This window comes from Corallococcus silvisoli (assembly GCF_009909145.1).
Lineage (GTDB): Bacteria > Myxococcota > Myxococcia > Myxococcales > Myxococcaceae > Corallococcus > Corallococcus silvisoli.
The window spans coordinates 63,858-88,340 of the sequence record NZ_JAAAPJ010000014.1; the positions used below are offsets into that span (position 1 = coordinate 63,858).

The window sequence follows — 24,483 nt, forward strand, 5'->3', positions numbered from 1 at the left end:
CTCCGTGGGCTTGGGCGATAGATAGTCATCAAGTGCCACCGCCACGTTCTCCGTCGCGGCCCTATCGCAGCCCTCGCGGCCGTCCGCGACGAGAGCCTGTCCGCAGGGTTCAGCGCCCGCAGGCTCCCGGGACGGACCGCCTGACAGTCCAGGTTGGGTTCGGAGAAGTCCGACGTCCTGCCCCAGGTGGACCACGAGTCGCAGTAGCAACCCTTGATCCCGATCAGGGTCGTGTGGGCCGCATCGCTGTAGTAATTGATTGCGGCGTGATAGCCGGAGCAGTCAGGAATCTGCATCGGATAGTTCCGAAGGCTCCTCGGAAGACGGCGTGCTCGCGAACGAGTTGTGCGAATCGCTCCACCAGCGGGCGGAGTCGTTCATCGCTCATGCGCGGCATGGCCATGAACCAGTAGGTGCCTTGGGTGAAGAGCGAGTGCGTACGCCGTTTCACCGTATTCACCTGTCAGGAACGCCCGTACCTGCTCTTCGATGACCGGCGAGCCCCACGCGTGCGGCGTCGTGTCTGTCTTTCTGGCACGAGCACCGCCCCCCCTGACGTCGCCTCGTGCCACCCTGCCCCCATTACCCGAGAGGCCGGAAACCCCGCCGGAAACCGGTGCTCGCGCAATCACCAGGCCCATCCCCACCCCTTGCGCGCGAGCCGTCCTCCGCGATACACGCCCCAGCAATCGACTTTGCGAGTCAATCTCAATTTATCCAGCCGAAGCGGGAATCCGTGAACGGCGAGCGAGGCGGGTCCATGCGGGGACACAAGGTGATGTGGGGTGCGTGGGTGGCGGCGGGGCTGCTGCTCGGTGCGTGCGGCGATGACACGGTGACCCCGCCGTCGGGCAACGGGGATGCGGGCGTGACCGTGGACGCGGGCACGACGACCGACGCGGGCACGACGACCGACGCGGGCACGCAGGTCTCCGCCCCCACGGTGTCGTTCACCTCGCCCGTGGAAGGCGCCCAGGTGGAGCAGGCGCCGGTGCGCATCCAGGCGGTGGTGCACGCGGAGGGCGGGCTCGCGACGCTGAGCGCGAAGCACAACGCCGGCGCGGCGACGGACATCCCCGTCACGCGCGGCCAGACGGAGCAGACCGTGACGGTGCCCGTGGACGCCGTGGCCGGTGAGAACACGGTCACGCTCCGCGCGGTGGACGACGGCGGCCAGGCCACGGAGGCGACGCTGCGCTTCACCTACGCCCCGCCCGCGGTCGACACCGCGGCACCGGAGCTGGTGCTCACCAGCCCCACCGAAGGCCAGGACCTCACCGTGTATCAGGTGCGCGTCACGGGCCGGACCACGGACAACGTCGGCGTCACGGACCTCACCTTGCGGCTCAACGGCGGCGCGGAGCAGTCCGCGGCCGGGACGCTGGGCGCGGATGGCACCTTCGCCTTCGTGCTCACGCCCGGGCGCGGCGACAACACGCTCGTGCTGCGCGCCCACGACGCGGCGGGCAACATCACCGAAAAGCAGGCCCACTTCCGCTTCGGCCGGTGGGTGAGCGGCGGCGGCTCGCACTCGGCGCTCCTCCGCGATGGGAAGGTGTACGTCTGGGGGAACAACAACCTGGGCCAGCTCGGCGTGGGTCAGCCCGGTCCGGAGGCCGGGTACTCGCCCTCGCCGCTGCCGCTGTCCGGGCTGCCCACGGTGAGCGCGGTGGCGTTCGGCCAGAACAGCTCGCTGGTGGTCGGGACGGACGGCACGGTGTGGACGTGGGGTGACAACAAGAACGCCCAGCTGGGCCTGGGCGTCCCCGGCGCCGGCACGCTGGACACGGCGACCCGCTACGCCCCGGTGCGCGTGCCGTCGCTGACGGACGCGGTGACGGCGGTCCGTGGCTACACGCACGTGCTGGTGCTCGCCGAGGACCACACGGTGTGGGCGTTCGGCGCCAACAACGTGGGGCAGCTCGGTGACGACACGACGAAGGCGGCCTCCGACGTGCCGGTGAAGGTGGTGGACCTGACGGACGTCATCCAGGTGGCCGCCGGTTCGGAGCACTCCGTGGCGCTGCGCGCGGACGGCACCGTGTGGACCTGGGGCCGCAACAGCTCCGGCAACCTGGGCCTGGGCACGCAGGACAGCACCGCGCACGCGCGGCCCGCGCAGGTGCCGGGCCTCACGGATGTGGTGGACATCGCGGCGGGCAAGGACCACACGCTCGCGCTGCGCGCCAATGGCACCGTCGTCGCCTGGGGCCTGGGCGCGAACGGCCAGCTGGGCCAGGGCCTGAGCGGCGCGGACGGCAACAGCAGCGTGCCGGTGGCGGTGCTGAACCTCACCCAGGCCACGGGCGTGTTCGCCAACGGCACCGTCAGCTTCGCCCTCCGCGCGGATGGCACCGTCGTCGGCTGGGGCCAGAACGCCAACGGCACGCTGGGCACGGGCGACAAGGTGTCGCTCACCTCTCCCTCGACGCCCGTGGTGGGGCTCTCCAACGTGACGACGCTGGGCGTGGGCGCGCTCCACGCGGTGAGCGTGCGGCGCGACGGCTCCATCTTCGGCTGGGGATGGAACTTCAAGGGCTGCGTCGGCGGTGGCCCCGCCGCCAAGGAGTCGTGGGCGTACTCCGAGCCCCTCCAGGTGACGCTGCCGTGAGGTGGACCGTCCCCCTGCTGCTGGCGCTGTGCGCGTGCGGCGGCTCCTCCCCGCCGCCCGGGGAGGACTCCGTCCCCCCACCGCCTCCCGCCGACACCGAGGCCCCCGTGGTGCGCATCGACGCACCCCGGCCGGGCCAGCGGCTGGTCGTGAGCCGCCTGCGCATCGCGGGCGACGTGGGTGACGCCACCCGGGTACAGGTGTGGCTGGATGACGGAATCTCCCGGACGTTGTCCGTGGTGGGATCCACGCTGGCCCTGGAGCTGTCCGTGCCTCCGGGCTCGCACGTGGTCCACGTGTCGGCCACGGACGAGGCGGGCAACACGGCGACCCAGGACGTGGCGTTCTCCGCGGGGCCTGAGCTGGGCGGGGGCCTGAGCCACACCGGCGTGCTGCGCCAGGGGCGCTTCGCCTCCTGGGGCGCCAACGGCCAGGGACAGCGCTGCGACACCACCACCGCCGAGCGCCCCACGCCGTCGCTCGCGCTCGAGGACCAGCGACCCGTGGGCACGCTGTCCGCCATGGACACCACGGCGTGGATCTCCGCGGAGGGCAGCGCGTGGCTGTGCGGCGCGCTGGCGTCCTCGCTCGAAGCGGGCGGAGCGCAGGCGGGCGCCGCACGCCGGGTTGAAGGCGTGAAGGACGTGGTGGGCGTGGCGCTGGGGACCGGGCACGTGCTGCTGCTGGACGTGAGCGGTCAGGTGTGGGCGTTCGGCGTCAACGCGCGAGGACAGCTGGGCCTGGGGGCGGAGGGCGAGGCGGTGACACAGCCCACCGCCGTGCCGGACCTCACCGACGTGATGCAGGTGGTCGCGGGCAGCGAGCACTCGGCGGCGCTGCACCGCGATGGGACGGTGTCCGTCTGGGGCTACAACCGGGACGGCGTGCTGGGCACGGGTGAGACGGAGGCGCGCGTGCAGGCGTCCCCCGAGCGCGTGCCCCACCTCGAGCAGGTGGAGCACCTGGCCTCCGGGCGCAGTCACCTGCTCGCGCTGCTCGCGGATGGAACCGTGCGCGCGTGGGGCACGGGGACTTCGGGACAGCTGGGCCATGGGGACGCGGGCTTCGGCGCGGGCCGTGCGCAGCCCACGCCGGTGCTGGAGCTCACCGGCATCACGGCGGTGACGGCCGCGAACAACTCCAGCTGGGCGCTGCGCCGCGACGGCACGGCCTGGGCGTGGGGCCTCAACAGCACGGGCCAGCTCGGCGTGGGTGACACCAACGCCCGGGTCAAGCCCGCGCGTCTGGCCACGGACCTACCGCTCATGGAGCTGGCGGCGGGAGCCCAGCACGGGCTCGCCCGTACACGGGACGACGCCGTGCTCATCTGGGGCAGCAACCTCAGCGGCCAACTGGGCCTGGGGGAAGGCGCACCCAAGAACGTCTCCACGCCCCGCGCCGTGACCTTGCCCTGAGCGCCAACGCTCCCGCGCCATGACGCCCGAGCACCGGCGGCCTGGCGCGGTAGTCCCCTCTTCGAAGCCTCAGCGCCCGTCTCCCACCGGGCGTTCGCGCGCCTCCGCGCATCCTCCCCTCGCTACACTGACGCCGCCCATCATGCGCTCCGGAACCCCGGCCCTCTCGCCCCTCCTCGTCCTGGGACTCACGCTCGCGCTCGCGTCCTGCGGCGAGTCTCCCGCCAAGCCGCCCCCGGAAGAGACGCCGGTGGAGCAGCCCCCTCAGGAGGTTCCGCTGGAGGTCGCGCCCCTCGACCCCGACGAGTCGCTGACGGGCGGCGCCACCACGGTGTTCCGCGCCGACCCCGAGGCCTTCGTCCAGCCCATCGCGAACCTCACGGTGGAGCGCAAGTCGCGCTTTCTCCTGGGAGAGGCCAACTTCGAGGTGGACTGGGTCCCCGCGCCCAGCAGCCAGCGCGACCGCGACGGCCTGGGCCCGCTCTTCCACGCCACCTCCTGCCTCGCCTGCCATGTCGCCAACGGCCGGGGTGCGCCCGTCGCGGGCAACACCAAGGCCCCTGCCTCCCTGCTCGTGCGCCTCTCCGTGCCCGGCACCGGCCCGCACGGCGAGCCCGTTCCGGAGCCCACGTACGGCGACCAGTTCCAGCCTCGAGCCATCAACGGCGTCCCCGCCGAGGGCCAGGTGCAGGTGACCTATGAGTCCCTGCCTGGACTCGCGCTCCAGGGCGAAGGCAGCGTGGCGCTCCAGGCCCCGCGCTACGCGCTGGTGGAGCTGGGCTATGGCCCGCTCTCGCCCACGGTGCGCATGTCCCCGCGCATCGCCCAGCCCATGGTGGGCCTGGGCCTGCTCGCGGCCATCCCGGACGCGACGCTGCTCGCGTGGGCGGATCCCGACGACCGCGACGGCGACGGCATCCGCGGCCGCCCCAACCGCGTGTGGAGCGTGAAGGAGGGCCGCGAGGTGCTGGGCCGCTTCGGCTGGAAGGCCAACCAGCCGGACCTGGAGCACCAGGCCGCGGGAGCGCTCCTGGGAGACATGGGCCTCACGACCTCCTTGTTCCCCCGGTCCGCGTGCACCGCCGCGCAGACGGCGTGCCTGCAAGGCGCCACCGGCGGCGAGCCGGAGGTGGATGACGCCAACCTCGCCTCGCTGTCGGACTACTCGCACCTCATCGCCGTGCCCGCGCGCCGGGGCGCGGAGCGCGAGGACGTGCGCACGGGCAAGGCCGCCTTCCTGCGCGCGGGCTGTGACCGGTGCCACCGGCCCACCACCGTCACCGGCGAGCTGCCCGGCTTCCCCGAGCTGTCGCACCAGCGCATCTGGCCGTACACCGACCTGCTGCTGCACGACCTGGGCGAAGCGCTCGCGGACGGACGCGACGACTTCCTGGCCACCGGCACCGAGTGGCGCACCCCGCCCCTCTGGGGCCTGGGCCTCACCGCCACCATCAACGGCCACACGCGCCTGCTCCACGACGGCCGCGCGCGCTCCGTGCTGGAGGCCATCCTCTGGCACGGCGGCGAAGCCACCGCCTCGCGCGAAGCCGTACAGCGCATGTCACCGAAGGAGCGCGCGGCGCTCCTCACGTTCCTCGACTCGCTCTGACGCCATACAGCGCATGTCGCCGAAAGAGTTCGCGGCGCTATTCACGCTCCTCGACTCGCTCTGACGCCATACAGCGCATGTCGCCGAAAGAGCGCGCGGCGCTATTCACGCTCCTCGACTCGCTCTGACGCCATACAGCGCATGTCGCCGAAAGAGCGCGCGGCGCTATTCACGCTCCTCGACTCGCTCTGACGCCATACAGCGCATGTCGCCGAAAGAGCGCGCGGCGCTATTCACGCTCCTCGACTCGCTCTGACGCCATACAGCGCATGTCGCCGAAAGAGCGCGCGGCGCTATTCACGCTCCTCGACTCGCGCTGACGCCGTACAGCGCATGTCGCCGAAGGCGCGCGCGGCGCTATTCACGCTCCTCGACTCGCGCTGACGCCCCGGACATGTCCCGGGGCCCCTTACGGTGCTCGCGCCGGTACGCACCAGGGGCGCTGCCTCCCCAACGCTTGAAGGCGCGGTTGAACGCGGCCTCGCTCTGGTAGCCGCTGCTCTCCGCGACCTCGCCCAGCGGCAGCTCGCTCTCACGCAGGAGCTGCGCGGCCTTGGTCATCCGCCACCGCGCCAGATACTCCAGCGGAGGCTCTCCGACGAGCTCGCTGAAGCGCGCCGCGAAGCCCGACCGGGACATGGCGACGGCCGTCGCGAGGCTCTCGACGGTCCAGGGCTCGGAGGGCCGCTCATGGATGAGCGAGAGCGCCTTGCGCAACTGGGGATCCGCCAGCGCGCACAACCCATGCCGCTGACACGGACCGCCCTGGATGTGCGTCCGGATGGCCTGCACGAGCAGGATGTCCGCGAGCCGGCTCATGATGACGGTCGCCCCCGGACTGGACGACGCGCTCTCCGCGATGAGCAACTGCACGGTCGACGCCACCGAGGGCGCGGTCGCGGGGTCGTCCGCGGCGATGTGGATGAGGCCCGGGAGCCCCGCGAACAGCGGCAGGGTCGGCACGGCGCCGAACCGGAACGAGCCCACGACCAGGGTCGTCCGGTCGCCGCCCTCCCCCAGCCGGGCCGCCATGGCGTTGCCCGTCCGCCGGCACTCGCCCCGCTCCAGCAGCCGGACGGGGCTGCCCTCCGCGTCGCGCAGCGTGTGTCCGCCCCCGTGCGGAAGCAGGGCCAGGTCCCCGGCGGACAGGGACACCGCGCCCTCGACCCCCTCGACCTCCAGGCGGGCGCCTCCGCGCGCGACGAGGACGATGTGCGCCCCCGGGCTCCGGGGGAACTGGAGGCCCCAGGGCGCGAACAGCTCGAAGCGGCCGTTCACGTGGGTGGACAGCCGCATCGTGTCCAGCACGTCCGCGAGGACGTCAGAAGCCTGCTCGTCCATGGGCTCTGGACGATTGGTCAATTCTTTTGGACTGGATGGCATGGAACGTCCATAGCGGCCCCGGCATCAAGGGGCCATGGCAAATACAATGAAGCTCCTCTCCCCCGTCCAGCTGGGCCGCCTTGAACTGAAGAACCGCCTGGTGATGGCGCCCATGACCCGCAGCCGGGCGCTGGCCACCGGCAACGTGCCCAACCCCCTGGCGGTCACCTATTACGTGCAGCGGGCCTCCGCGGGCCTCATCGTCACCGAGGGCACCCAGGTCAGCCCCCAGGGCGTCGGCTACATCCGCACGCCCGGCATCCACTCGCCCGAACAGGTGGAGGGCTGGAGGAAGGTGACGGAGGCCGTCCACGCGGCGGGGGGCCGCATCTTCGCCCAGCTGTGGCACGTGGGCCGGGTCTCCCATCCGGACTTCCATGACGGCGCGCTGCCCGTGGCCCCCTCCGCCATCCGCTTCGAGGCCGAGGTCTTCACCCACAAGGGCCGCGTGCCCACCGTGACGCCGCGCGCCCTGGAGACCGCGGAGCTCCCCGGCGTCGTGGAGCAGTTCCGGAGCGCCGCCGTGAACGCCCTGGAGGCTGGCTTCGACGGCGTGGAGCTGCACGGCAGCAACGGCTACCTGTTGGATCAGTTCCTGCGCGACGGCTCCAACCAGCGCACCGACGCGTACGGCGGCAGCATCGAGAACCGGGCGCGCTTCCCCCTGGAGGTGGCCCGGGCGGTGGCGGGCGTCTGGGGCGCCGACCGCGTGGGCTACCGGCTCTTCCCCCAGCAGTTCCCCTACGTCGGCATGAGCGACTCCACGCCGGTGGAGACGTTCACCCATATCGCGCGGGAGCTGGGCCGGCTGGGCCTGGGCTACCTGCACGTCACGGAGCCCGTGTCGGGCGACACGGTGCCGTCCCCCGACCAGCGCATCACCCCGCTGCTGCGCAAGGTCTTCCCAGGCACCTTCATCGTGAATGGCGGCTACGACGCGCGCGCCGGAGAGGCGGCGGTCGCCGCGGGAGAGGCGGACCTCGTCGCCTATGGCACGCCGTTCCTCGCCAACCCCGACCTGCCGGAGCGCTTCCGGCTCGAGTCCCCGCTCAACCCGCCGGACCGCGCCACCTTCTTCAGTGGCGAGGAGCGCGGCTACACCGACTACCCGGCGCTGCGCTGACCCCGAGGAGGAAGTCATGACGCTTTCGAATGCACGGCACGGCGTGGAGCGCCGCCTGGAACGCATCATCGACCTGCCCGCCCCCGTGCAGGGACAGTTCGGACCCGCGCACACGGTGGTGCCCGTCATCCAACCGGAGGACTACGCCCTGTCGGATCCGTTCATCCTGCTGATGGATGACCGGATCGACGGGCAGCCCATCGGCGGGCCGCACCCGCATGCCGGCTTCGAGACGGTGACGCTGGTGGTGAAGGGCGGGATGTCCCACGACAGCGGGCGGCTGGGCGAGCGGGACGTGCAGTGGATGACCGCCGGCAGCGGGGTCATCCACGGCGAAGGGCTGGACCGCCCGGGCGAGGCGCGCATCCTCCAGCTGTGGCTGACGCTGCCCAAGGCGCGGCGCTGGGTCCCCGCCAGCTATCAGGACATCTCCTACGCGGAGCTGCCGGTGCGGCGCGAGCCGGGGGTGGAGGTCCGGCTGTACAGCGGGAGCTCGGGGGAGGTGCGCTCGCCGACGCAGAACTACGTGCCCGTCACGCTCGCGGAGTTCCTGCTCGAGCCGGGCGCCACCGTCGAACACGACCTGCCCCACGCGGACAACGGCTTCCTCTACGTGCTGGAGGGCGAACTCGCCGTGGGCCCGGAGGCCCGGGCGCTGCGGCCCGGACAGGTGGGCTGGCTGGACCGGCCGGGGAGTGGCGGGGACAGCACCCTGCGCCTCACGGGGACGACGCGGGCCCGGGCGCTGCTGTACGCCGGTCCGCCCCAGCGCGAGCCGCTGGTCAGCTATGGGCCCTTCATCGGGGACACGCAGGCGGACCTCATGCGGGTGATGGACGAGTACCGCGCCGGCCGCTACACGCACCCGCCCCGGAGGTAGCGCCACGCGGGCTACGTCGTCAGGTGCGGCAGCGGGCGCAGGTGGTAGTGGGTCTCGAAGGCGTTGAAGAGGTCCAGGTACTGCTCCAGGTAGCGCGTGAGCAGGAAGCGGCGGCGCACCGTCTCGTGCGCGTGGTGCCCCATCTGGCGGCGCAGCTTCGGGTTCTTGAGCAGTTGCACCATGCGCGCCGCGCACTGCGCCACGGAGTCCACCAGGAAGCCGTTGTACCCGTCTTCAATCTGGTGGCGGATGCCGCCCACGTTCCCACCGATGACGGGCGTGCTCTTCCACATGGCCTCCGCCACGGTGAGCCCGAAGCCCTCGCGCAGCGACTTCTGCACCACCACCGCCGCGCGGCGCTGGAGCGCGTTCACCAGCGCCGTGTCCTCGCGGCTGAGGATGATGATCCGCTCGTCGCGGTGCCGCATCACCTCCTGGTACACCTCCTGGCCCTCCGGGTCGTCCGACGCCATGTTGCCCAGCAGCACCAGCGTGCACGGCGCGTCCTTGCGCGCCAGCCGCCACGCGGACACCACGCCCTCCGGATCCTTCCACCGGTCGAAGCGCGAGATCTGAACCACCAGCGGCAGGTCCGTGGGGATGTGGTGGTGCTGAAGCCGCTCGTCCATCTCCGCCTCGCTCATCTCCCGGTTCTTGATGGAGAACGGGTCGATGGCCGGCATGAAGAAGAGCTGGGGGGTGCGCAGGTCCTGCGCGTACTCCGGAGCGCTCAGCACCATCGCGTCGTACTCCTCCACGAAGGGCTTCAAGTACTCCCACAGCGCCGGCTCCGGATTCGACAGGTCGATGTGACAGCGCCAGGTCCACGGTCCGCGCTTGCGGCTGTAGCGCACGATGGGCAGGGGCTGCGGGTCGTGGATGACGACGCGGTCGTGGTCCAGCCGGTTGCGGATCGCGTTCTCGTAGACGACCTCCTCGTAGATGTTCGCCTTCATCGGCGTCAGGTGGATGTCCGCGCCCTGCAACGCGTTGTGCATCTTCTTCGTGATGTTGAAGAAGTCCGGCGGCCCTTGGATGGCCCGCCACTCCGTGACCATGCCCACGCTGTTCATCAGCAGCGTCAGTGGGGAGAGCAGCTCCGCCACGCCACCGCCGTAGTACGTGGAGTTGACGTGCGCGACCCGCAGGTCTTGCAGCGGACGCGCCTTCTCCAGGATGCGCTCCACCACCGCCGCGCCCACGTAGCGCTCGTAGTGCTCGAGCCGGACGATGGGGTACGGGTCTCCGAGGTTCTTCACCATGCCCTCTGTCTGCGTCCGCCCCCCGGGACATGCCACCCGCGCGCCTGAATCCCCGGCCCCGGATGCCCGCTGCCGTACACACAAGCGCGCCCCTTTCGTTCAGGGCTCCTCCAGCGTGTGCGACACCACCCAGAGCGGCGCGTCCCCGCATTGCACGAGCAGCTCGTCCCCCTGACGGGCCAGGAGCGTGCCCGGCACCTCGCGAGGGTCCTCGCCCCGCCACGCCCGCGTGCGCCGCACCCGCATCCAGCGGCCCTGGAGCCGGGCCCGCGCATCCCCGTTGCCGTCGCGCCACGCGGCGAAGCGGCACGCGCGCACCTTCAGGTGCACGGAGCGCGCGGGGTCCCGCCAGTCGATGTCCCGGTACGCCCGGTCGAAGAAGGGCGCGAACGTGGCGTCGGCGTCCACCTGCGGCTCGCCCCGGTCGCCCCGCGCCACGCGCTCCATCACCCCGGGCAGCAGCTGGCGCGACGCGAGCATCAACTTCTCGAAGATGACCTCCTCCGTGTCCTCGTCGTGCAGCGGGAAGGTGCCCTGCGCCAGGACGGGCCCGGTGTCGAAGCTCGCGTCCATGCGGTGGAACGTCAGCCCCACGTCCCGCGCATCCTCGCGCAGCGCCCAGCCCAGCGGACACGGACCGCGGTAGCACGGCAGGAGCGACGGGTGGACATTGACGGCGCCCAGCGGCGCCAGCGCCAGCGCCTCCGGCAGCAGCTTCCAGGGGAAGAAGAAGCACAGCAGCAGGTCCGGCTTCAGCGCCGCCAGCCGGGGCGTCAGGTGGGCCCGCTCGCTCACCAGCAGCACGTCCAGCGACGGCGGCGCGGACTCGAAGAGCCGCCCCAGCTCCGCCCACCCCGCCATGTCCAGCGGACGCAGGCCCCGGATGCCCGCCGGCACCACCAACGCCACCACGTCATGCCCCTGCGCCCGCAGGGACAACGTGAAGTCGTGCGCCACCGCGGGGGCCACGGTGAGCAGCACGATGCGCCAGCCAGACGCGGCACCGGAAGTCGGCATGGCCGTGTCCTAACAATTCACCGGCCGTGCGCGCCCGGCCTCCGCACCCCGGAAAATGAAAACGCGCTCGCCCCTGGAGGGAGCGAGCGCGTGGGCTCAAGCCAGCCGCCGCCGGGACGTCAGACGGCCTTCAGGCGGGGCGTGCGCGACTTGGTGCCACCGGAGGAGGAGGCCGCCTCGCGGAGCGCGTCCTTCTTGTCCGTGCGCTCCCAGGTGAACTCCTTGTCGGTGCGGCCGAAGTGACCGTACGCGGCGGTCTTCTGGTAGATGGGCCGCAGCAGGTCCAGGTGCTCCGTGATTTCGCGCGGACGCAGGCCGAACGTCTGGCGCACGGCGCGGGCGATCTGCTCTTCCGGCACGGTGGACGTGCCGAAGGTCTCCACCATCACGCTGACCGGCTCCGCCACGCCGATGGCGTAGGACACCTGCACCTCGCAGCGGCTGGCCAGGCCCGCCGCGACGACGTTCTTGGCGATGTAGCGGCCCATGTACGCGGCGGAGCGGTCCACCTTGGACGGGTCCTTGCCGCTGAACGCGCCGCCGCCGTGACGGCCCATGCCGCCGTAGGTGTCGACGATGATCTTCCGGCCCGTGACGCCCGAGTCGCCCATGGGGCCGCCGATGACGAAGCGGCCCGTGGGGTTGATGAAGAACTTGGTCTTGTTGTCGATGAGCTTCTTCGGCAGGACCTTGAGGATGACGTCCTCGCGGATGGCCTCCTGGATCTTCTTGTTGGAGACCTCCTCCGCGTGCTGCGTCGACAGCACCACCGCGTCGATGCGCACCGGGCGGCCGCCCTTGTACTCCACCGTCACCTGGCTCTTGCCGTCCGGGCGGATCCACGGATGGGCCTTGCGGCGCACCTCCGCCAGGCGGCGCGTGAGCTGGTGCGCGTAGTGGATGGGCGCGGGCATCAGCTCCGGCGTCTCGTCGCACGCGAAGCCGAACATCATGCCCTGGTCGCCGGCGCCCTGGTCCTTCTTGTTGTCCACGCCCCGGGCGATGTCCTGGCTCTGGCCTTCGATGGCCACCATCACGCCGCACGTGTTGCCGTCGTAGCCCATCGAGCTATCGGTGTAGCCAATGCGCGTGATGGTCGACCGGACGATCTTCGGGATGTCCACGTAACAATTCGTCGTCACCTCGCCCGCGACGATGGCGAGGCCCGTCTTGACGAGCGTCTCCACGGCGACGCGCGCCTGCGGATCCTTGGCGATGATGGCATCGAGCACACCGTCGGAGATCTGGTCGGCGATCTTGTCCGGGTGGCCCTCGGTGACGGATTCAGACGTGAACAGGAAGTCGGTAGGCATGTCTTCTCGGGCTTCGCGCTAATCCAGTGACGCAGCGCAGGGGTCCGGACACTAAACGTGCGGTCCCAGCAGAGTCAAACCCGCCGAGCCACAGGATTATTCGGCCCGAAACACCCTCCGGCCCCCCGGACCCAACGCGTGGAGTATGGGCCCAGGGCCGGTTGAATTTTGTGCGTCACGCGGCGTTTGCCTGGGCTACAGGACCCGAGCCCTTCTGTTGGAGGTCACCGACCCGTATGAACCTGAACACCCGCATCCGCGCCCTTCCTCTCCTGGTTGCCCTCACCCTGGCCGTGCCCGCGCTCGCCGCGCCGCCCAACAAGGCCACCAACGAAGCCGTCACCAAGCCGGTGAAGACCGTGGTGCAGTCGGTGCGCTACGAGAAGGACCTCAAGGCGCTGGAGAACCTGGGCAGCGACCCGCAGGGGCTCTTCCTCCTGGGCGACGAGTGGACCAAGGCCACGGACGCCCAGCGCAAGGAGTTCACCCAGCTCTTCCAGAGCCTCTTCGCGAAGATGGCCTTCCCCAAGGTCCGGGAGAACTTCAAGAACCTGGACTCCATCACCTACGACGAGCCCCAGGTGACGGGCGACAAGGCGCTCGTGGGCTCCACCATCTTCATCAACCACCCGCTGAAGAAGCAGGAGATGAAGCTCAAGTACGCCGTGGAGAAGGTGGGCACCGCCTGGAAGGTCGTGGACGTGTCCGTGCTGGGCGACTCCATGCTCACCGGCATCCGCGATGATCAGGTGCGCCCCCTCTTCAAGGAAGGCGGCTGGGACGCCCTGCTGGGCGCCATGCGCGCGAAGAACAACGAGCTCGCTTCGGTGAAGCTGAAGTAATCCAGTCTCAAGGGGTACGGAGCAGCCAGGCACCCCGGCCCATGCCCTCCCACCGGGTTCCGGGGGAGGCGTGGGCCGGGTAGGCTCCGCATCCCCCTCCCCCCGGAGCGCCTGGCGAATGACCGTTTCCTCCCCCGCCCAGCAGCTTCTGGTCCGCAGCACGCCGTCCGCCCGTGAGGTGGATGCGTTCTGCGTCCAGTACGCCCCTCGGGCCCCGGGCCACCCCGCCGTGCGGGACCTGCTGCGGCTCTTGTCGGAGGTCCCCGGCGACGGCCTGGAGCCGAGGCTGGAGTGGGTGGAGCGCTGGATGCACTGGATGCGCGACCGCATCCCCGCGCAGGGCCTGACGGACGGAGAGGACGCCGGGCTGTCGCCCGCGAATTCAAGGCTGGCGCTGCTGGTGCGCGTGCTGGAGGGAGAGTCCGGGCTGCGCGCGTCCGTCACCCGGCTGGTGGCGGGGGTGTGCGCGGGCAGCCGGGGCCTGAAGCTCTTCGCCCAGGTGGGGCTGAGCGGCGGCAACGGCTTCTTCTCTGAATTGACGGACCGCTTCGTGCGCGGCGTGCTGCCCTCGCCGCCGGAGCCGGGCAAGCTGTCGGAGCTGCTGCTGCGCCTGTTCCCGGTGCCGGAGGACGCGCAGTGGCTGGCCGCCCTGTCGCCCGCGCTCCTCGCGCGGCTGACGGCGCTCGTGGGCGAACCCCCGCCCCCGGAGCCCACCCCGTCGGCGCGCGTGCGCGGCGACCTGATGGACGCGCTGCTGCTGCTGGGCGTGCAGGTGGCGGGCCTGGGCCTGGCCGAGGACGTGCGCGACCGCAGCCCGGAGACGTCCTTCCGCGCCTCGCCGTTCCTGCGGCTCAGGCTGGTGTGCGACGCGGTGCTGGCGCGCGACGGGGCGCAGGAGACGCTCAAGGACCTGGCGCGGGTGTTGGAGGACTGCCGGGGCGTGGTGCAATCCGTCACGCGGCACCTGGAGTACTCCGGCGTCAGCGTGGACCTGGTGTACCGGATGGAGCGCATCCGGCGCGGCCTGGACCGGATGGAGGCCATCTCGCGCGTGCTGGGCGCCGCGAGGGGCGAGGCGCGGTGGCGCGAGGCCCTGACCCTGCTGTCGGACCTGTTGGGGTACGCGCACGCGGACCGCTCCGTGCGCGCGCTGGTCCAGCGCAACGCGCGGCTCCTTTCGCGGAAGATCATCGAGCGCACCAGCAGCACCGGCGAGCACTACATCACCGCGACGCCCGACGAGTTCCACCGCATGGTGCACTCGGCGGCGGGCGGCGGCTTCCTCACCGCGTTCACCGCCCTCTTGAAGTTCTTCCTGGCCAGCCTGTCGCTGGCGCCCTTCTTCGCGGGCTTCTTCGCGGCGCTCAACTACGCCGGCAGCTTCGTGGTGATGCAGTTCCTGGGCTTCACGCTGGCCACCAAGCAGCCCTCCATGACGGCCTCCACGCTGGCGGCCGCCGTGGGCGAGGAGGCGGCGGGCCCGGACGGCGGAAGCGGGCGCATGGAGCGGCTGGCGGCGCTGGTGCCGCGCATCACCCGCTCCCAGCTGGCCGCGGCCCTGGGCAACCTGGGCTGCGTGCTGCCCGTCGCGGTGGCGCTGGCGCTGGGCTTCCAGTGGCTCAAGGGCCATTCGCTGCTGTCGGTGCACAAGGCCGAGTCCGTGGTGGAGTCGTTGCATCCCTGGCACAGCGCCACGCTCCTGTGGGCCGCCTTCACCGGCGTGCTGCTCTGGGTGTCCAGCGTGGCCGCGGGCTGGTTCGAGAACTTCGTCGTCTACCGCCGGCTGCCGGAGGCCCTGGCCCACCACCGCGTGCTGCGCGCGCTCTTGGGGGTGACCGGCGCGCGCCGCGTGGCGGACGCGCTGATGCACCACGCGGCGGGCGTGGGCGGCAGCGTCACCCTGGGCGTGCTGCTGGCGGTGGCGCCGGGCATCGGGGGCTTCTTCGGCATTCCGCTGGATGTGCGGCACGTCACCCTTTCATTCGGGTCCCTGGCCTTCGCCGGCTGCACGCTGGGCCCCGCGGCGGTGCTGGAGCCCGGATTCCTGGCGGCCGTGCTGGGGGTGGCCGTCATCGGCGTCCTCAACTTCGGCGTGTCCTTCGCGCTGGCGCTGGGCGTGGCCCTGCGCGCACGGGATGTCCCGGCGCGGGAGGGCCTGCGGTTCCTGGGCGCGGTGGCGATGCGCTTCCTGCGCAACCCCGGCCCCTTCCTCGTCCCGCCCCGGGACGAGGCCGCCCCGGGTGGGACGCAGGCGCAGACCGTCCCCCAGAGCGGGCCCCCGGGGCACTGAATTCCCGGTTGAAGAGGGGCCCTGTCTCGCGTGGAGGGGGGGCGGACAGGCATCCCTGGCTTTGCTTCCGGGCGGGGGCGTTTGTCGATAGGGTCCCGCGCCCATGAGCGGCAATCCCTCCTCGCCCCCCCCGCCCCGACTCGCAGTCGCCTACGCCGAGATGCTGGTCCGGCGTCCCGGCACCGTCATGACCGTGCTGCTGTTGCTGCTCGGCCTGGCGGTCTGGGGCACGTCGAAGCTGACCATCAACTCGAACCAGCTGGACCTCATCTCCCAGGACCTCCAGGAGGTGAAGGACGTCAAGCGGGTCATCGACATGGTGGGCGGCAGTGGCTTCTTCATGGTCGCCCTGCGCGGCGACGACGAGGCCACCCTCAAGCGCGTCGCGGACGACGTGGCCGCGATGGTGGGCCAGGACAAGGAGCACGCGCGCTCCATCACCTACAAGATCCCCGTCGAGTTCGTTCAGCAGAACATGGTGCTGTTCGTGAAGACGGAGGACCTGGCCGAGGGCAAGCGCCGCATCATGGCGTTCCTCAAGGACCAGCTCCGGCGCGCGAACCCCTTCTACATCGAGATCAAGAAGACGGAGCCGGTGAAGCTGGACCTGCAGGACCTGGTCGACAAGTACTCCAGCGTTGGCAACAAGAGCATCGCGGACGACTACTACATCTCCCAGGACCGCAAGCTGCTGCTGCTCCTCATCAAGCCGATGTGGGACACCAACCAGATTGGCCAGACGAAGCAGTACGTGGACAAGCTGCGCGGGGACCTGGAGCAGTACTCCAAGAGCAACGCCGCGGGCGTGCAGCTGGTGGAGGACTACTACAAGATGGGCGACAAGAAGACGGTCGCCTACGGCTTCACGGGTTCCTACAAGACGGCGGTGGACGACTCGTACGCCATCGAGGACTCGCTCCAGCCGGTGACCATCATCGCGCTCATCGCCATCTTCGGCATCACCATCGCGTTCTTCCGCAAGTGGGCGCCCACGCTCATCGTGGTGAGCGGCACGGTGGCGGGCACGCTGTACACGCTGGGCTTCACCTACGCGACGCTGGGTGAGCTCAACATGATCACCTCCATCCTGGGCGGCATCCTGATGGGGTTCGGCATCGACTACGGCATCCACTTCATCTTCCGCACGCGCCTGGAGCTGGGCGCGGGCAAGCGCTACGACGTGGCCATCCGCGACGCGGTCATCAACGCGGGCCGTCCGGCGCTGGTGTCCGCGGTGGTGGTGGCGGGCTCCTTCTACGTGCTGATGGTGAGCGAGTTCCGCGGCTTCTCGCAGTTCGGCTTCCTGGCCGGCACGGGCACGCTGATGCTGGGCTTCACGCTGTTCTCCTGGTGCCCGGCACTGCTGGCGCTGGCGGGCCGGAAGAACCCGGAGCTGCCACAGAAGCTGATCGGCGTGATGAAGCCGCCGCCCACCAACAACGCCTCCGGCAAGGAGCTGCGCATCCCGCGCCCCGGCCTGGTGCTGGCGGTGGGCTGCGTGATTGTCGCGGTGGTGTGCGGCGCGGCCATCCCGTGGAAGAGCGGCGAGCCCCCGGCGGACGCGGGCTTCTTCGCGCGGCTGCCGTACGGCGTGCGCTTCAACTACAACACCCGCGCGCTGATGCCGGCGAACCAGCCGTCCGTGGTGCTGCAGGATGAAATCAACGTGCGCTTCAAGATCGCCAGCGACCCGCTCGCCGTCTACACGAAGGACCTGGCGGAGACGGAGGCCCTCTACAAGGAGCTGACGGCGGATCCGAAGAAGCGCCCCGCCATCTCGCAGGTGATGAGCCTGTTCACCTTCGTGCCGCCGGAGGGCATCTCCCAGGCGAACGCGAAGATCCTGGAGGAGTGGCAGGAGGAGCTGAAGGAGATCGACGTGAAGGCGCTGCCGCCGGAGACGCAGGAGAAGGCGGCGATGTTCTTCAAGATGCTGGAGGCGCGGCCCTTCGACGTGCACCACGTGCCGGAGATCTACGCCTCGCAGTTCCGGCACCTGCCCACCACCAGCCCGGAGAACCACGGCTACCTCACGTTCATCTACCCGAGCGTGGACCTGTGGGACGGCAAGCAGATGCTCCAGTTCGCGGACCAGACCAGCTCCATCAAGGCGCTGGTGACGCCGGGCAAGTTCACCGACGGCGGGCCCACGGGCGCGCCGGTGGAGAAGGAGTTCCGCGCCGCGGGCGCCACGCAGCTCTACGCGTCGCTGGCGCGCATGGTGCTCAAGGACGCGAGGCTCACGGTCATCCTCACCGCGCTGTGGATCCTGGTGATGCACTTCGCGGACTTCCGCAACGCGAAGCTGGCGCTGGCGTCGGTCATCCCGCTGACGGTGGGCCTGGCGATGATGATGGGCTTCATGGCGCTGTTCGACCTGCGCCTGAACTTCATGAACATCATCATCCTGCCCATCCTGCTGGGCTTCGGCGTGAGCCACGGCCTGTACCTGCTGCACCGCTTCCTGGAGGGCACGTCCCCGCTGGTGGCGCTGCGCAGCGTGGGCGCGGCGGTGGCGTCCTCCACGCTGACGGCGGTGGCGGGCTTCGCGGCGCTCCTGGTGGCCAGCCACAACGGCCTGCGCTCCATGGGCCTCGTGGCCTGCATTGGCCTCATCACCACGCTGCTGGTGTCCTTCACGGTGCTGGCGGCGGTGATGCAGCTGATGCACGACCAGCGTCAGCGGGACGCGGCGCGCGGCCAGGGGGGCGGCTCCGCCCCGGGCGGTGACGCGTCCTCCACACGCGCGGCCTGACAGCGCGGAGGAAGCGCTTAATATCCGCGCCGGACCTCGGCCCCGCCTTCCCTCACCCAGGGAAGCGCGGGGCTTCTCTTTCTCACGGAAGGAGCTTCAAGCCATGGGGACGTTCAAGCGGGTGGGCGCGGTGCTGGGCCTGATGGTGCTCACGGGTTGCGCGAGCACGGTGAAGAGCCATCGGCTGCGCGACGACTACGCGACGGTGGACCGGCAGCAGGTGAAGCGGCTGGCGGTGGTGACGCAGCCGTTTCCGCCGGGGCAGCAGTACGTGGGCGACCTGTGGAGCCTGATCGCGCGGCAGTGGCTGAACCAGAACCGGGACTACCTGGTGAAGGCGAACACGTCCCTGCCGGAGCGCCCCACGGACCTGACCTTCAAGGACCAGTGCGTGGAGGGGATTGAGGGCGTGCTGTGGCTGGACCCCAGCGTGAAGCGCGTGGGGGAGGGAGCGGAGGTGTCGGTGAAGGCGCAGCTGTTGCGCTGCCGCGACGGCCAGGAGGTGTGGGCGGCGGAGGCGGGCGGCAGCTGGGACTCGCACGACAAGAAGTACGTGGAGCGCACGGAGCAGTACGTGAAGGAGCTGGGGCCGGAGGTGGAGCCCTACGTGGTGCCTTCGTACAAGCTGCTGGTGGCGACGCTGGGCACGTTGCCCAGTCCCGAACTGAACGACGCGGACAAGGACGAGAAGATCGACCTGGGCGAGTAGCGTCCGGCGTCGGTGGACCCTCAAGTCATCGTCGGGCGGTTGGTGCTGGCCACGCTCCTGGGGGGCGTGCTGGGCGTGGAGCGCGAGGCGCACAACCAGGCCGCGGGGCTGCGCACCCACACGCTGGTGGGGCTGGGGGCGTGCTGCTTCACGCTCTCCAGCGTGTACGCGGGGATGGTGCTCCGGGCCGGGGAGACGCACGCGGGGGCGCAGGCGGACATCAGCCGCATCGCCAGCCAGATTGTCGTGGGCATCGGCTTCCTGGGCGCGGGGGTCATCCTGCGCCACAAGGGAGTGGTGCGGGGGCTCACCACGGCGGCGAACCTCTGGGTCACGGCGGCGGTGGGCCTGGCGTGCGGGCTGGGGCTGTACATGGCGGCGGGCGCCACCGTGGCCATGGCCCTGCTGTCGCTGGTGGTCCTGCGTCCCGTCGCCCGGCGGCTGGCGCCGAAGCCCAAGCGCCGCGCGAAGGAAGACGACGAAGGCAGGGGCCACGCCCGTGGCGGTGACTTGCGTCCGAAGTGAAGCGATGCGAGGTCCAGGGGCTGCGGCCTCAAGTCGGAGGTCATGGATGCCGGCGCGAGCTACGCCATCAGCGACGAGGGGGTCATCCTCAAACGCGAGTGAGCCGCCGCCCCGCTATTCCATGGGGACGAGCGCACCCGTCAGGTCGTGGGTGTAGACCACCGGCCGGTGCGAGGGAGGGCAGGCTTCGTGCCCCGCTTCCTCTTCCCCCAGATTGAGCACGCCTCGGGTCAGCAAGGCGCCCGGAAGGCTGGCCAGGTCCCGGCGCAGGTACACGTCGTCTCCATCCAGGTCCGCGACGTCGGAGAAGCGCACCGGGTATTCCCGCTCGAAGATGCGCCCCTTGCCGATGGTGAAGCCGCGGGGATCCACCGCGACGATGCCGCCGAGCGCTTCCCCGTCCCGGTCCCGCACCGTCATCCCCCTTTGAATGTCCGTTGACTTGAACACGCTGCTGCCTCCCTACCATCCGTGTCCGGCCAACGTGTGCATCCCCCCTGGAATCGGCGACCCCCTCCCCCCTCATTCACCCGGGGGGAACGGGGCCTACACGGACTCCGGTTCCACGTCCCGCATCGCCAGCAGCGAGCCGTCCTGGCCGCTGAAGCGCCGGTCCATCTCCGTGCGCACGAAGCGTTCAATCTCCTCCGCCGTGGTCAGCTCCATCGCCCCCTGGAGCATCTCCACCGCCTCGCTCCGGCTCACCCGGCGCATCAACTTCTTCACCACCGGAATCTGTCCGGACGTCATCGACAGCTCGTCGAAGCCCAGCGCCAGGAGCACCAGCGTGAAGAGCGGGTCGCCCGCCATCTCGCCGCACATGGACACCGGGATGTTCGCGGCCTTCGCCGCGTCCACCACGTTCTGGAGCATGCGCAACACCGACAGATGCAGCGGCCGGTAGAGGTACGCCACCTCGCGGTTCTGACGGTCGATGGCCAGCGAGTACTGGATGAGGTCGTTCGTCCCGATGGAGAAGAAGTCCGCCTCCTGCGCGAGCCGGTCCGCGATGGTCGCCGCGCTCGGCGTCTCCACCATGATGCCCACCGGGAAGCGCTTGCCCACCGGCACCCCCGCGCGCCCCAGCGCCGTGCGGCATGCCTCCAGCTCGCTGCGCGCCTCGCGCAGCTCGCTCACGCCGCAGATGAGCGGGAACATCAGCCGCAGGTTGCCGTGCACGCTCGCGCGCAGCAGCGCGCGCAGCTGCACCCGGAACAGCTCCCGGTTGGACAGGCAGTAGCGGATGGCCCGCAGGCCCATGGCCGGGTTGGGTTCCTTCTCGTGCTTCGTCTTGCCCGGCACCTTGTCGCCGCCCAGGTCCAGCGTGCGGATGGTGACAGGCCGGCCGCCCATCGCCTCCAGCACCTGCTTGTAGGCCCGGTAGTGCTCCTCTTCCGTGGGCGCCGTCTTGCGGTCCAGGAACATGAACTCCGTGCGGTACAGGCCGATGCCCTCCGCGCCGTGCGCCAGCAGCGAGGGGATCTCCTCCAGGAACTCCATGTTGCCGTTGAGCCGGATGCGGAAGCCGTCCGTGCTCACCGCGGGCTGGTCCTTCGTGGCCAGCGCCAGCTGCTCGCTCTCGAGGTAGCGGCGCTGCTCCTCGCGGAAGAGCGCCAGCTGGTCCTCCGACGGGTTCACCAGCACCACGCCGCGCGTGCCGTCCATGGCGACCAGGTCGCCCGGGGAGATCTGCTCGCTCGCGCGCCCCGCGCCCACCACCGCGGGCGTCTCCCTGGCGCGGGCGACGATGGCGGTGTGGCTCGTCTGCCCGCCCAGGTCCGTGACGAACCCCGCGACGCGGCCACTGCGGGCCATCATCGCCGCGTCCGCGGGCGGCAGGTCGTGCGCGACGACGATGGCCTCCGCCGGCACCTCCACCTCCTCATCCACCACCTGCCCCATCAGGTTGCGGATGATGCGGTCCGCCACGTAGTCCACGTCCGAGCGGCGCTCGCGGAAGTACTCGTCCGGGATGTTGTCGAACAGGTGCTTGATCTTCCGGGCCGTGCGGCGCACCGCCCACTCCGCGTTGATGCGGTCCTCCACGATGAGGCGGTTGACCTCATCCACGAGCATGGGGTCGTGGAGCATCAGCCGGTGCGCTTCCAGGATGAGGGCGTGGTCGCTGCCCTCCGTGCGCGTGATCTGGTCCTTCAGCTCCGCGAGCTGCCGGTCGGACAAATCAATCGCCGTCTTCATCCGCATCCGTTCGGGCTCCACCTCCGCGTCGGCGAGACGCAGCTTGGGGGTGCGGATGCGCTTGCGGTCCAGGATGAAGGCATGGCCCACCGCCACGCCCGGAGAGGCGCCGATGCCCGTCAACCTGAGTGTAGGGGTGGCCTGGCTGCTCACGGTTCGTTTCCTGCCCTCACGGGGAGTCTACCTCCCCCTTCGACGCTTACTGCGCTTCGCCAAACCGGTCCTCGATGAGCTTTTTCAATTCGGACAGGCACGCCTCCGCGTCCTCACCCTTGCAGGTGAGCGTCACCTGGGTGCCCTGGGCCGCCGCGAGCATCAGCACGCCCATGATGGACTTGGCGTTGGCGCGCTGCCCCGAGGCCTTGATGATGACCTCGCTCTTGAAGCGGTTGGCCACCTTGACCATCTGCGCCGCGGCCCGGGCGTGCAGCCCCAGCGCGTTGATGATCTCGAAGGTTCCTTCGGCTTCACTCGCCATCGTGCGACTCCTACCTCGTACCGCTGTTCGTACTCACAGAAAGGCTCCCGCCGCGCAGGCCAATCCCGCCGCGACGTAGAGGACCACGTAGGTGGGGACTCGCCGATTGACGAGCACGTACGCCAACACCCCCACCGCCAGACACCCCCCCGCCAGGAACGGCGCCCAGGTGCCGCCCGCCGTCGCCCCGAAGCTCACCGCCAGCCACGCCGCCAGCCCGCCCGCGCTCGCCGCCGCCACGCCCCTCAACCGCGCGCCCTTGGCGGGCAGGTTCACCCGCGCCACCGCCTCCACCAGCCGGTCCCCCAGGCTCAGGCCCAGCCAGTACAGCCGGACGCGCAGGAGCAGGTGCACCAGGTTGTAGAGCAGCAGGAACAGCGCCACCGCCCAGACGCCCAGGAGCGGCACCATCGCCGCGCAGAAGCCGCCCACCGCGGGCTTGAGCGACAGCCAGAAGAACCCGTCCCCCAGCGCCGCCAGCGGCCCCATCAGCGCCGCCTTGAAGCCCACCACCCGGTCCGGCGTCTCTTCTCCCCGGGCGATCCGCTGCTCGTGGTTGACCACGCCTCCCACGATGGCGGCCGCCACGTACGGGTGCGTGTTGAAGAAGACCAGGTGACGGCGCACCGCCGCCTCGCGCTGCGGGCCCGCCGGGTACAGCTTCTCCAGCGCGGGGTACACCGCGTACGCCAGCCCCAGGTTCTGCATCCCCTTGGGGTTCCACGACGCCTGGAGGAAGAGCGAGCGCAGGAAGACGCGCAGCACCGTGCCCCGCGACAGCCGCGCGGGCGGGCTGAACGCAGGAGCGGACGCGGACATGGAGGCGGGCGGTGGCGTCGTCGTGCTCATGGCCGCTGCTCCTGGAGCTGGACCAGCACCACCGCCGCGGTGACGATCGCCGCGGCGATGCCCGCGTACAGGGGGGCGCGCTTCGCGTGGCTGCTCTGCGCGGCGATGGCCGCCGCCACGGACGCCATGGCCGGGTACGCCCACGCCAGGCCCCGCACCAGCCCGTGCGGCAACACCGCCATCAGGGGCTCCAGGAAGTAGCCCGCGAGCGCGCACGCGCCGGTGATGGCGCCGTACGTCGCGAAGTGCGGCCACATGCCCCACAGGTTCTGCCGCATGGCGCGCGTGAGGTTGCCCGCCTCCGCGGACGCCAGGGCCACGCGCGCGAGCCGCGCCGAGTAGCCCTCCAGCAGCCGGTCCAGCCGGCGCCCCACCCGCCCCAGCCCGATGAAGAGCAGCACCGCCAGCGACCAGATGGCGGGCGTGGAGCCCGCGCCGGTGGCGGCGGTGAGCGTGGCGGCGGCGGCGGCGGTGCCGGTGGCCGCCAGCGTGTCGTTCTCCGGCAGGGAGGCGCCCAGGTTGGCCGTGCCCAGGTAGAACAGCTCCAGCAGCATGCCGACGGACAGGCCGCCGCCCACGTCTCCCAGGAGGGCGCCCATGAACGTGGCGGCCACCAGCGGCCGCGACAGCATGGCCTGCAGGAACGCCTTGCGCTCCACGGCCACCAAGCCGCCCCAGAGACACGCGAGCGCCACCTGGGTCCAGCCGACGTTCACCGGCTCACCCGGCCTTCGACCAGCGCTCGGTCAGGTCTGGCAGGTCCACGGACTTCTCCGCGGGCACCGCCCGCGCCTCCACGCGCACCCCCTGCTCCGACAGCTGCTGGAGGGCCTGCAGCTCCCCCTCCGCCAGGAACACGGACGGCGACACCTGCCGGCGCCCGGTGCCGAAGTGCACGTTGCCCAGGTTGAGCTGGTCCATGGCCAGCCCGTGCTGGAAGGCGAAGGGCACGGAGGCGACGTCCCTCAGGAGCACCAGCGTGCGCACGCCGTCCTTGGAGAGGGCGGCGAAGTCCACCTGGGCCAGGGGGAGGATCTGCACCTCGATGGCGCTCTGGACGGCGAGCGCCATGGCGGCGCGAATGAGGGGACTGGAGGCCGCCTCATCGTCCGCCACCACGACACGGGACACCTTGAGGTGGGGCAGCCAGGCTTCGACGACCTGACCATGGATGAGGCGGTTGTCGACGCGGACCAGGGTGATCACGGCAGTCTCGAATCGCC

Annotated in this window: 20 protein-coding genes; 10 read left to right on the forward strand and 10 right to left on the reverse strand. The window is 70.8% G+C overall.

Translation table 11 applies throughout. The features are described 5' to 3' along the window. Positions 1–760 precede the first annotated feature (760 nt). The 3 genes from GTY96_RS26335 to GTY96_RS26345 all read left to right on the forward strand — a co-directional run bounded on the left by GTY96_RS26335 (position 761) and on the right by GTY96_RS26345 (position 5,635). Positions 761–2,611 (forward strand): RCC1 domain-containing protein, encoded by a 1,851-nt coding sequence (locus GTY96_RS26335; protein WP_161666175.1) that lies wholly within the window; start codon positions 761–763, stop codon positions 2,609–2,611. Then, positions 2,608–4,026 (forward strand): RCC1 domain-containing protein, encoded by a 1,419-nt coding sequence (locus GTY96_RS38605; RefSeq protein ID WP_161666176.1) that lies wholly within the window; start codon positions 2,608–2,610, stop codon positions 4,024–4,026. Before GTY96_RS26335 ends, GTY96_RS38605 begins: the two co-directional genes overlap by 4 nt. A 142-nt stretch (positions 4,027–4,168) precedes the next feature. After that, a complete protein-coding gene (locus GTY96_RS26345; protein ID WP_161666177.1) occupies positions 4,169–5,635 on the forward strand; it encodes a di-heme oxidoreductase family protein in 1,467 nt (488 codons plus the stop codon). 357 nt (positions 5,636–5,992) lie between these two features. Here the strand turns inward: GTY96_RS26345 and GTY96_RS26350 are convergent, their stop codons facing one another. Then, positions 5,993–6,976, reverse strand: a complete 984-nt coding sequence (locus GTY96_RS26350; RefSeq protein WP_235685882.1) for an AraC family transcriptional regulator — start codon at positions 6,974–6,976, stop codon at positions 5,993–5,995. Positions 6,977–7,064: 88 nt separating this feature from the next. Between GTY96_RS26350 and GTY96_RS26355 the strand changes: the two genes are divergently transcribed. Both GTY96_RS26355 and GTY96_RS26360 read left to right on the forward strand, forming a co-directional pair. Next, positions 7,065–8,141 carry an alkene reductase gene (locus tag GTY96_RS26355; RefSeq protein ID WP_235685883.1) on the forward strand — a complete coding sequence of 359 codons (1,077 nt, stop codon included), beginning with the start codon at positions 7,065–7,067 and terminating at the stop codon, positions 8,139–8,141. 16 nt (positions 8,142–8,157) lie between these two features. Next, the gene (locus tag GTY96_RS26360) at positions 8,158–9,021 is read left to right on the forward strand and encodes a pirin family protein (RefSeq protein ID WP_143902568.1); all 864 of its coding nucleotides are present in this window, start codon (positions 8,158–8,160) and stop codon (positions 9,019–9,021) included. Between the two features lie 11 nt (positions 9,022–9,032). On the opposite strand, the gene GTY96_RS26365 is transcribed toward GTY96_RS26360, so the two are convergent. The 3 genes from GTY96_RS26365 to metK form a co-directional block, all read right to left on the reverse strand. Further along, positions 9,033–10,283, reverse strand: coding sequence for a glycosyltransferase (locus tag GTY96_RS26365; protein ID WP_143902570.1), 1,251 nt, complete (start codon positions 10,281–10,283; stop codon positions 9,033–9,035). Between the two features lie 99 nt (positions 10,284–10,382). Next, positions 10,383–11,300 (reverse strand): methionyl-tRNA formyltransferase, encoded by a 918-nt coding sequence (locus GTY96_RS26370; protein ID WP_143902572.1) that lies wholly within the window; start codon positions 11,298–11,300, stop codon positions 10,383–10,385. 119 nt (positions 11,301–11,419) lie between these two features. Further along, positions 11,420–12,613 (reverse strand): methionine adenosyltransferase, encoded by a 1,194-nt coding sequence (gene metK, locus GTY96_RS26375; protein ID WP_143902574.1) that lies wholly within the window; start codon positions 12,611–12,613, stop codon positions 11,420–11,422. 236 nt (positions 12,614–12,849) lie between these two features. On the opposite strand from metK, the gene GTY96_RS26380 reads away from it, so the two are divergent. The 5 genes from GTY96_RS26380 to GTY96_RS26400 all read left to right on the forward strand — a co-directional run bounded on the left by GTY96_RS26380 (position 12,850) and on the right by GTY96_RS26400 (position 19,734). Further along, complete coding sequence (locus GTY96_RS26380) at positions 12,850–13,455, forward strand: ABC transporter substrate-binding protein (RefSeq protein WP_143902576.1); 606 nt, start codon at positions 12,850–12,852, stop codon at positions 13,453–13,455. Between the two features lie 118 nt (positions 13,456–13,573). Further along, entirely contained in the window at positions 13,574–15,745 is a 2,172-nt protein-coding gene (locus tag GTY96_RS26385; RefSeq protein ID WP_161666178.1) for a site-specific recombinase, read from the forward strand. 103 nt (positions 15,746–15,848) lie between these two features. After that, positions 15,849–18,500 (forward strand): efflux RND transporter permease subunit, encoded by a 2,652-nt coding sequence (locus tag GTY96_RS26390; protein ID WP_161666179.1) that lies wholly within the window; start codon positions 15,849–15,851, stop codon positions 18,498–18,500. A 103-nt stretch (positions 18,501–18,603) separates the two neighbouring features. Continuing rightward, positions 18,604–19,209 (forward strand): MXAN_6521/LA_1396 family lipoprotein, encoded by a 606-nt coding sequence (locus GTY96_RS26395; RefSeq protein WP_143902582.1) that lies wholly within the window; start codon positions 18,604–18,606, stop codon positions 19,207–19,209. Positions 19,210–19,221: 12 nt separating this feature from the next. Next, entirely contained in the window at positions 19,222–19,734 is a 513-nt protein-coding gene (locus GTY96_RS26400) for an MgtC/SapB family protein (RefSeq protein ID WP_161666180.1), read from the forward strand. A gap of 114 nt (positions 19,735–19,848) precedes the next feature. Here the strand turns inward: GTY96_RS26400 and GTY96_RS26405 are convergent, their stop codons facing one another. The 6 genes from GTY96_RS26405 to GTY96_RS26430 form a co-directional block, all read right to left on the reverse strand. Next, positions 19,849–20,184 (reverse strand): hypothetical protein, encoded by a 336-nt coding sequence (locus GTY96_RS26405; protein WP_143902586.1) that lies wholly within the window; start codon positions 20,182–20,184, stop codon positions 19,849–19,851. A gap of 96 nt (positions 20,185–20,280) precedes the next feature. Continuing rightward, positions 20,281–22,086 (reverse strand): phosphoenolpyruvate--protein phosphotransferase, encoded by a 1,806-nt coding sequence (ptsP, locus tag GTY96_RS26410; RefSeq protein ID WP_143902588.1) that lies wholly within the window; start codon positions 22,084–22,086, stop codon positions 20,281–20,283. Positions 22,087–22,132: 46 nt separating this feature from the next. Then, positions 22,133–22,411, reverse strand: coding sequence for an HPr family phosphocarrier protein (locus GTY96_RS26415; protein WP_143902590.1), 279 nt, complete (start codon positions 22,409–22,411; stop codon positions 22,133–22,135). Positions 22,412–22,444: 33 nt separating this feature from the next. Next, a complete protein-coding gene (locus GTY96_RS26420) occupies positions 22,445–23,260 on the reverse strand; it encodes a PTS system mannose/fructose/sorbose family transporter subunit IID (protein WP_186001931.1) in 816 nt (271 codons plus the stop codon). Then, positions 23,257–23,976, reverse strand: coding sequence for a PTS sugar transporter subunit IIC (locus tag GTY96_RS26425; protein ID WP_143902592.1), 720 nt, complete (start codon positions 23,974–23,976; stop codon positions 23,257–23,259). The genes GTY96_RS26420 and GTY96_RS26425 overlap by 4 nt, the downstream gene beginning before the upstream one ends. A gap of 4 nt (positions 23,977–23,980) precedes the next feature. Beyond that, entirely contained in the window at positions 23,981–24,466 is a 486-nt protein-coding gene (locus tag GTY96_RS26430) for a PTS sugar transporter subunit IIB (RefSeq protein ID WP_143902594.1), read from the reverse strand. Between the last annotated feature and the right edge of the window lie 17 nt (positions 24,467–24,483).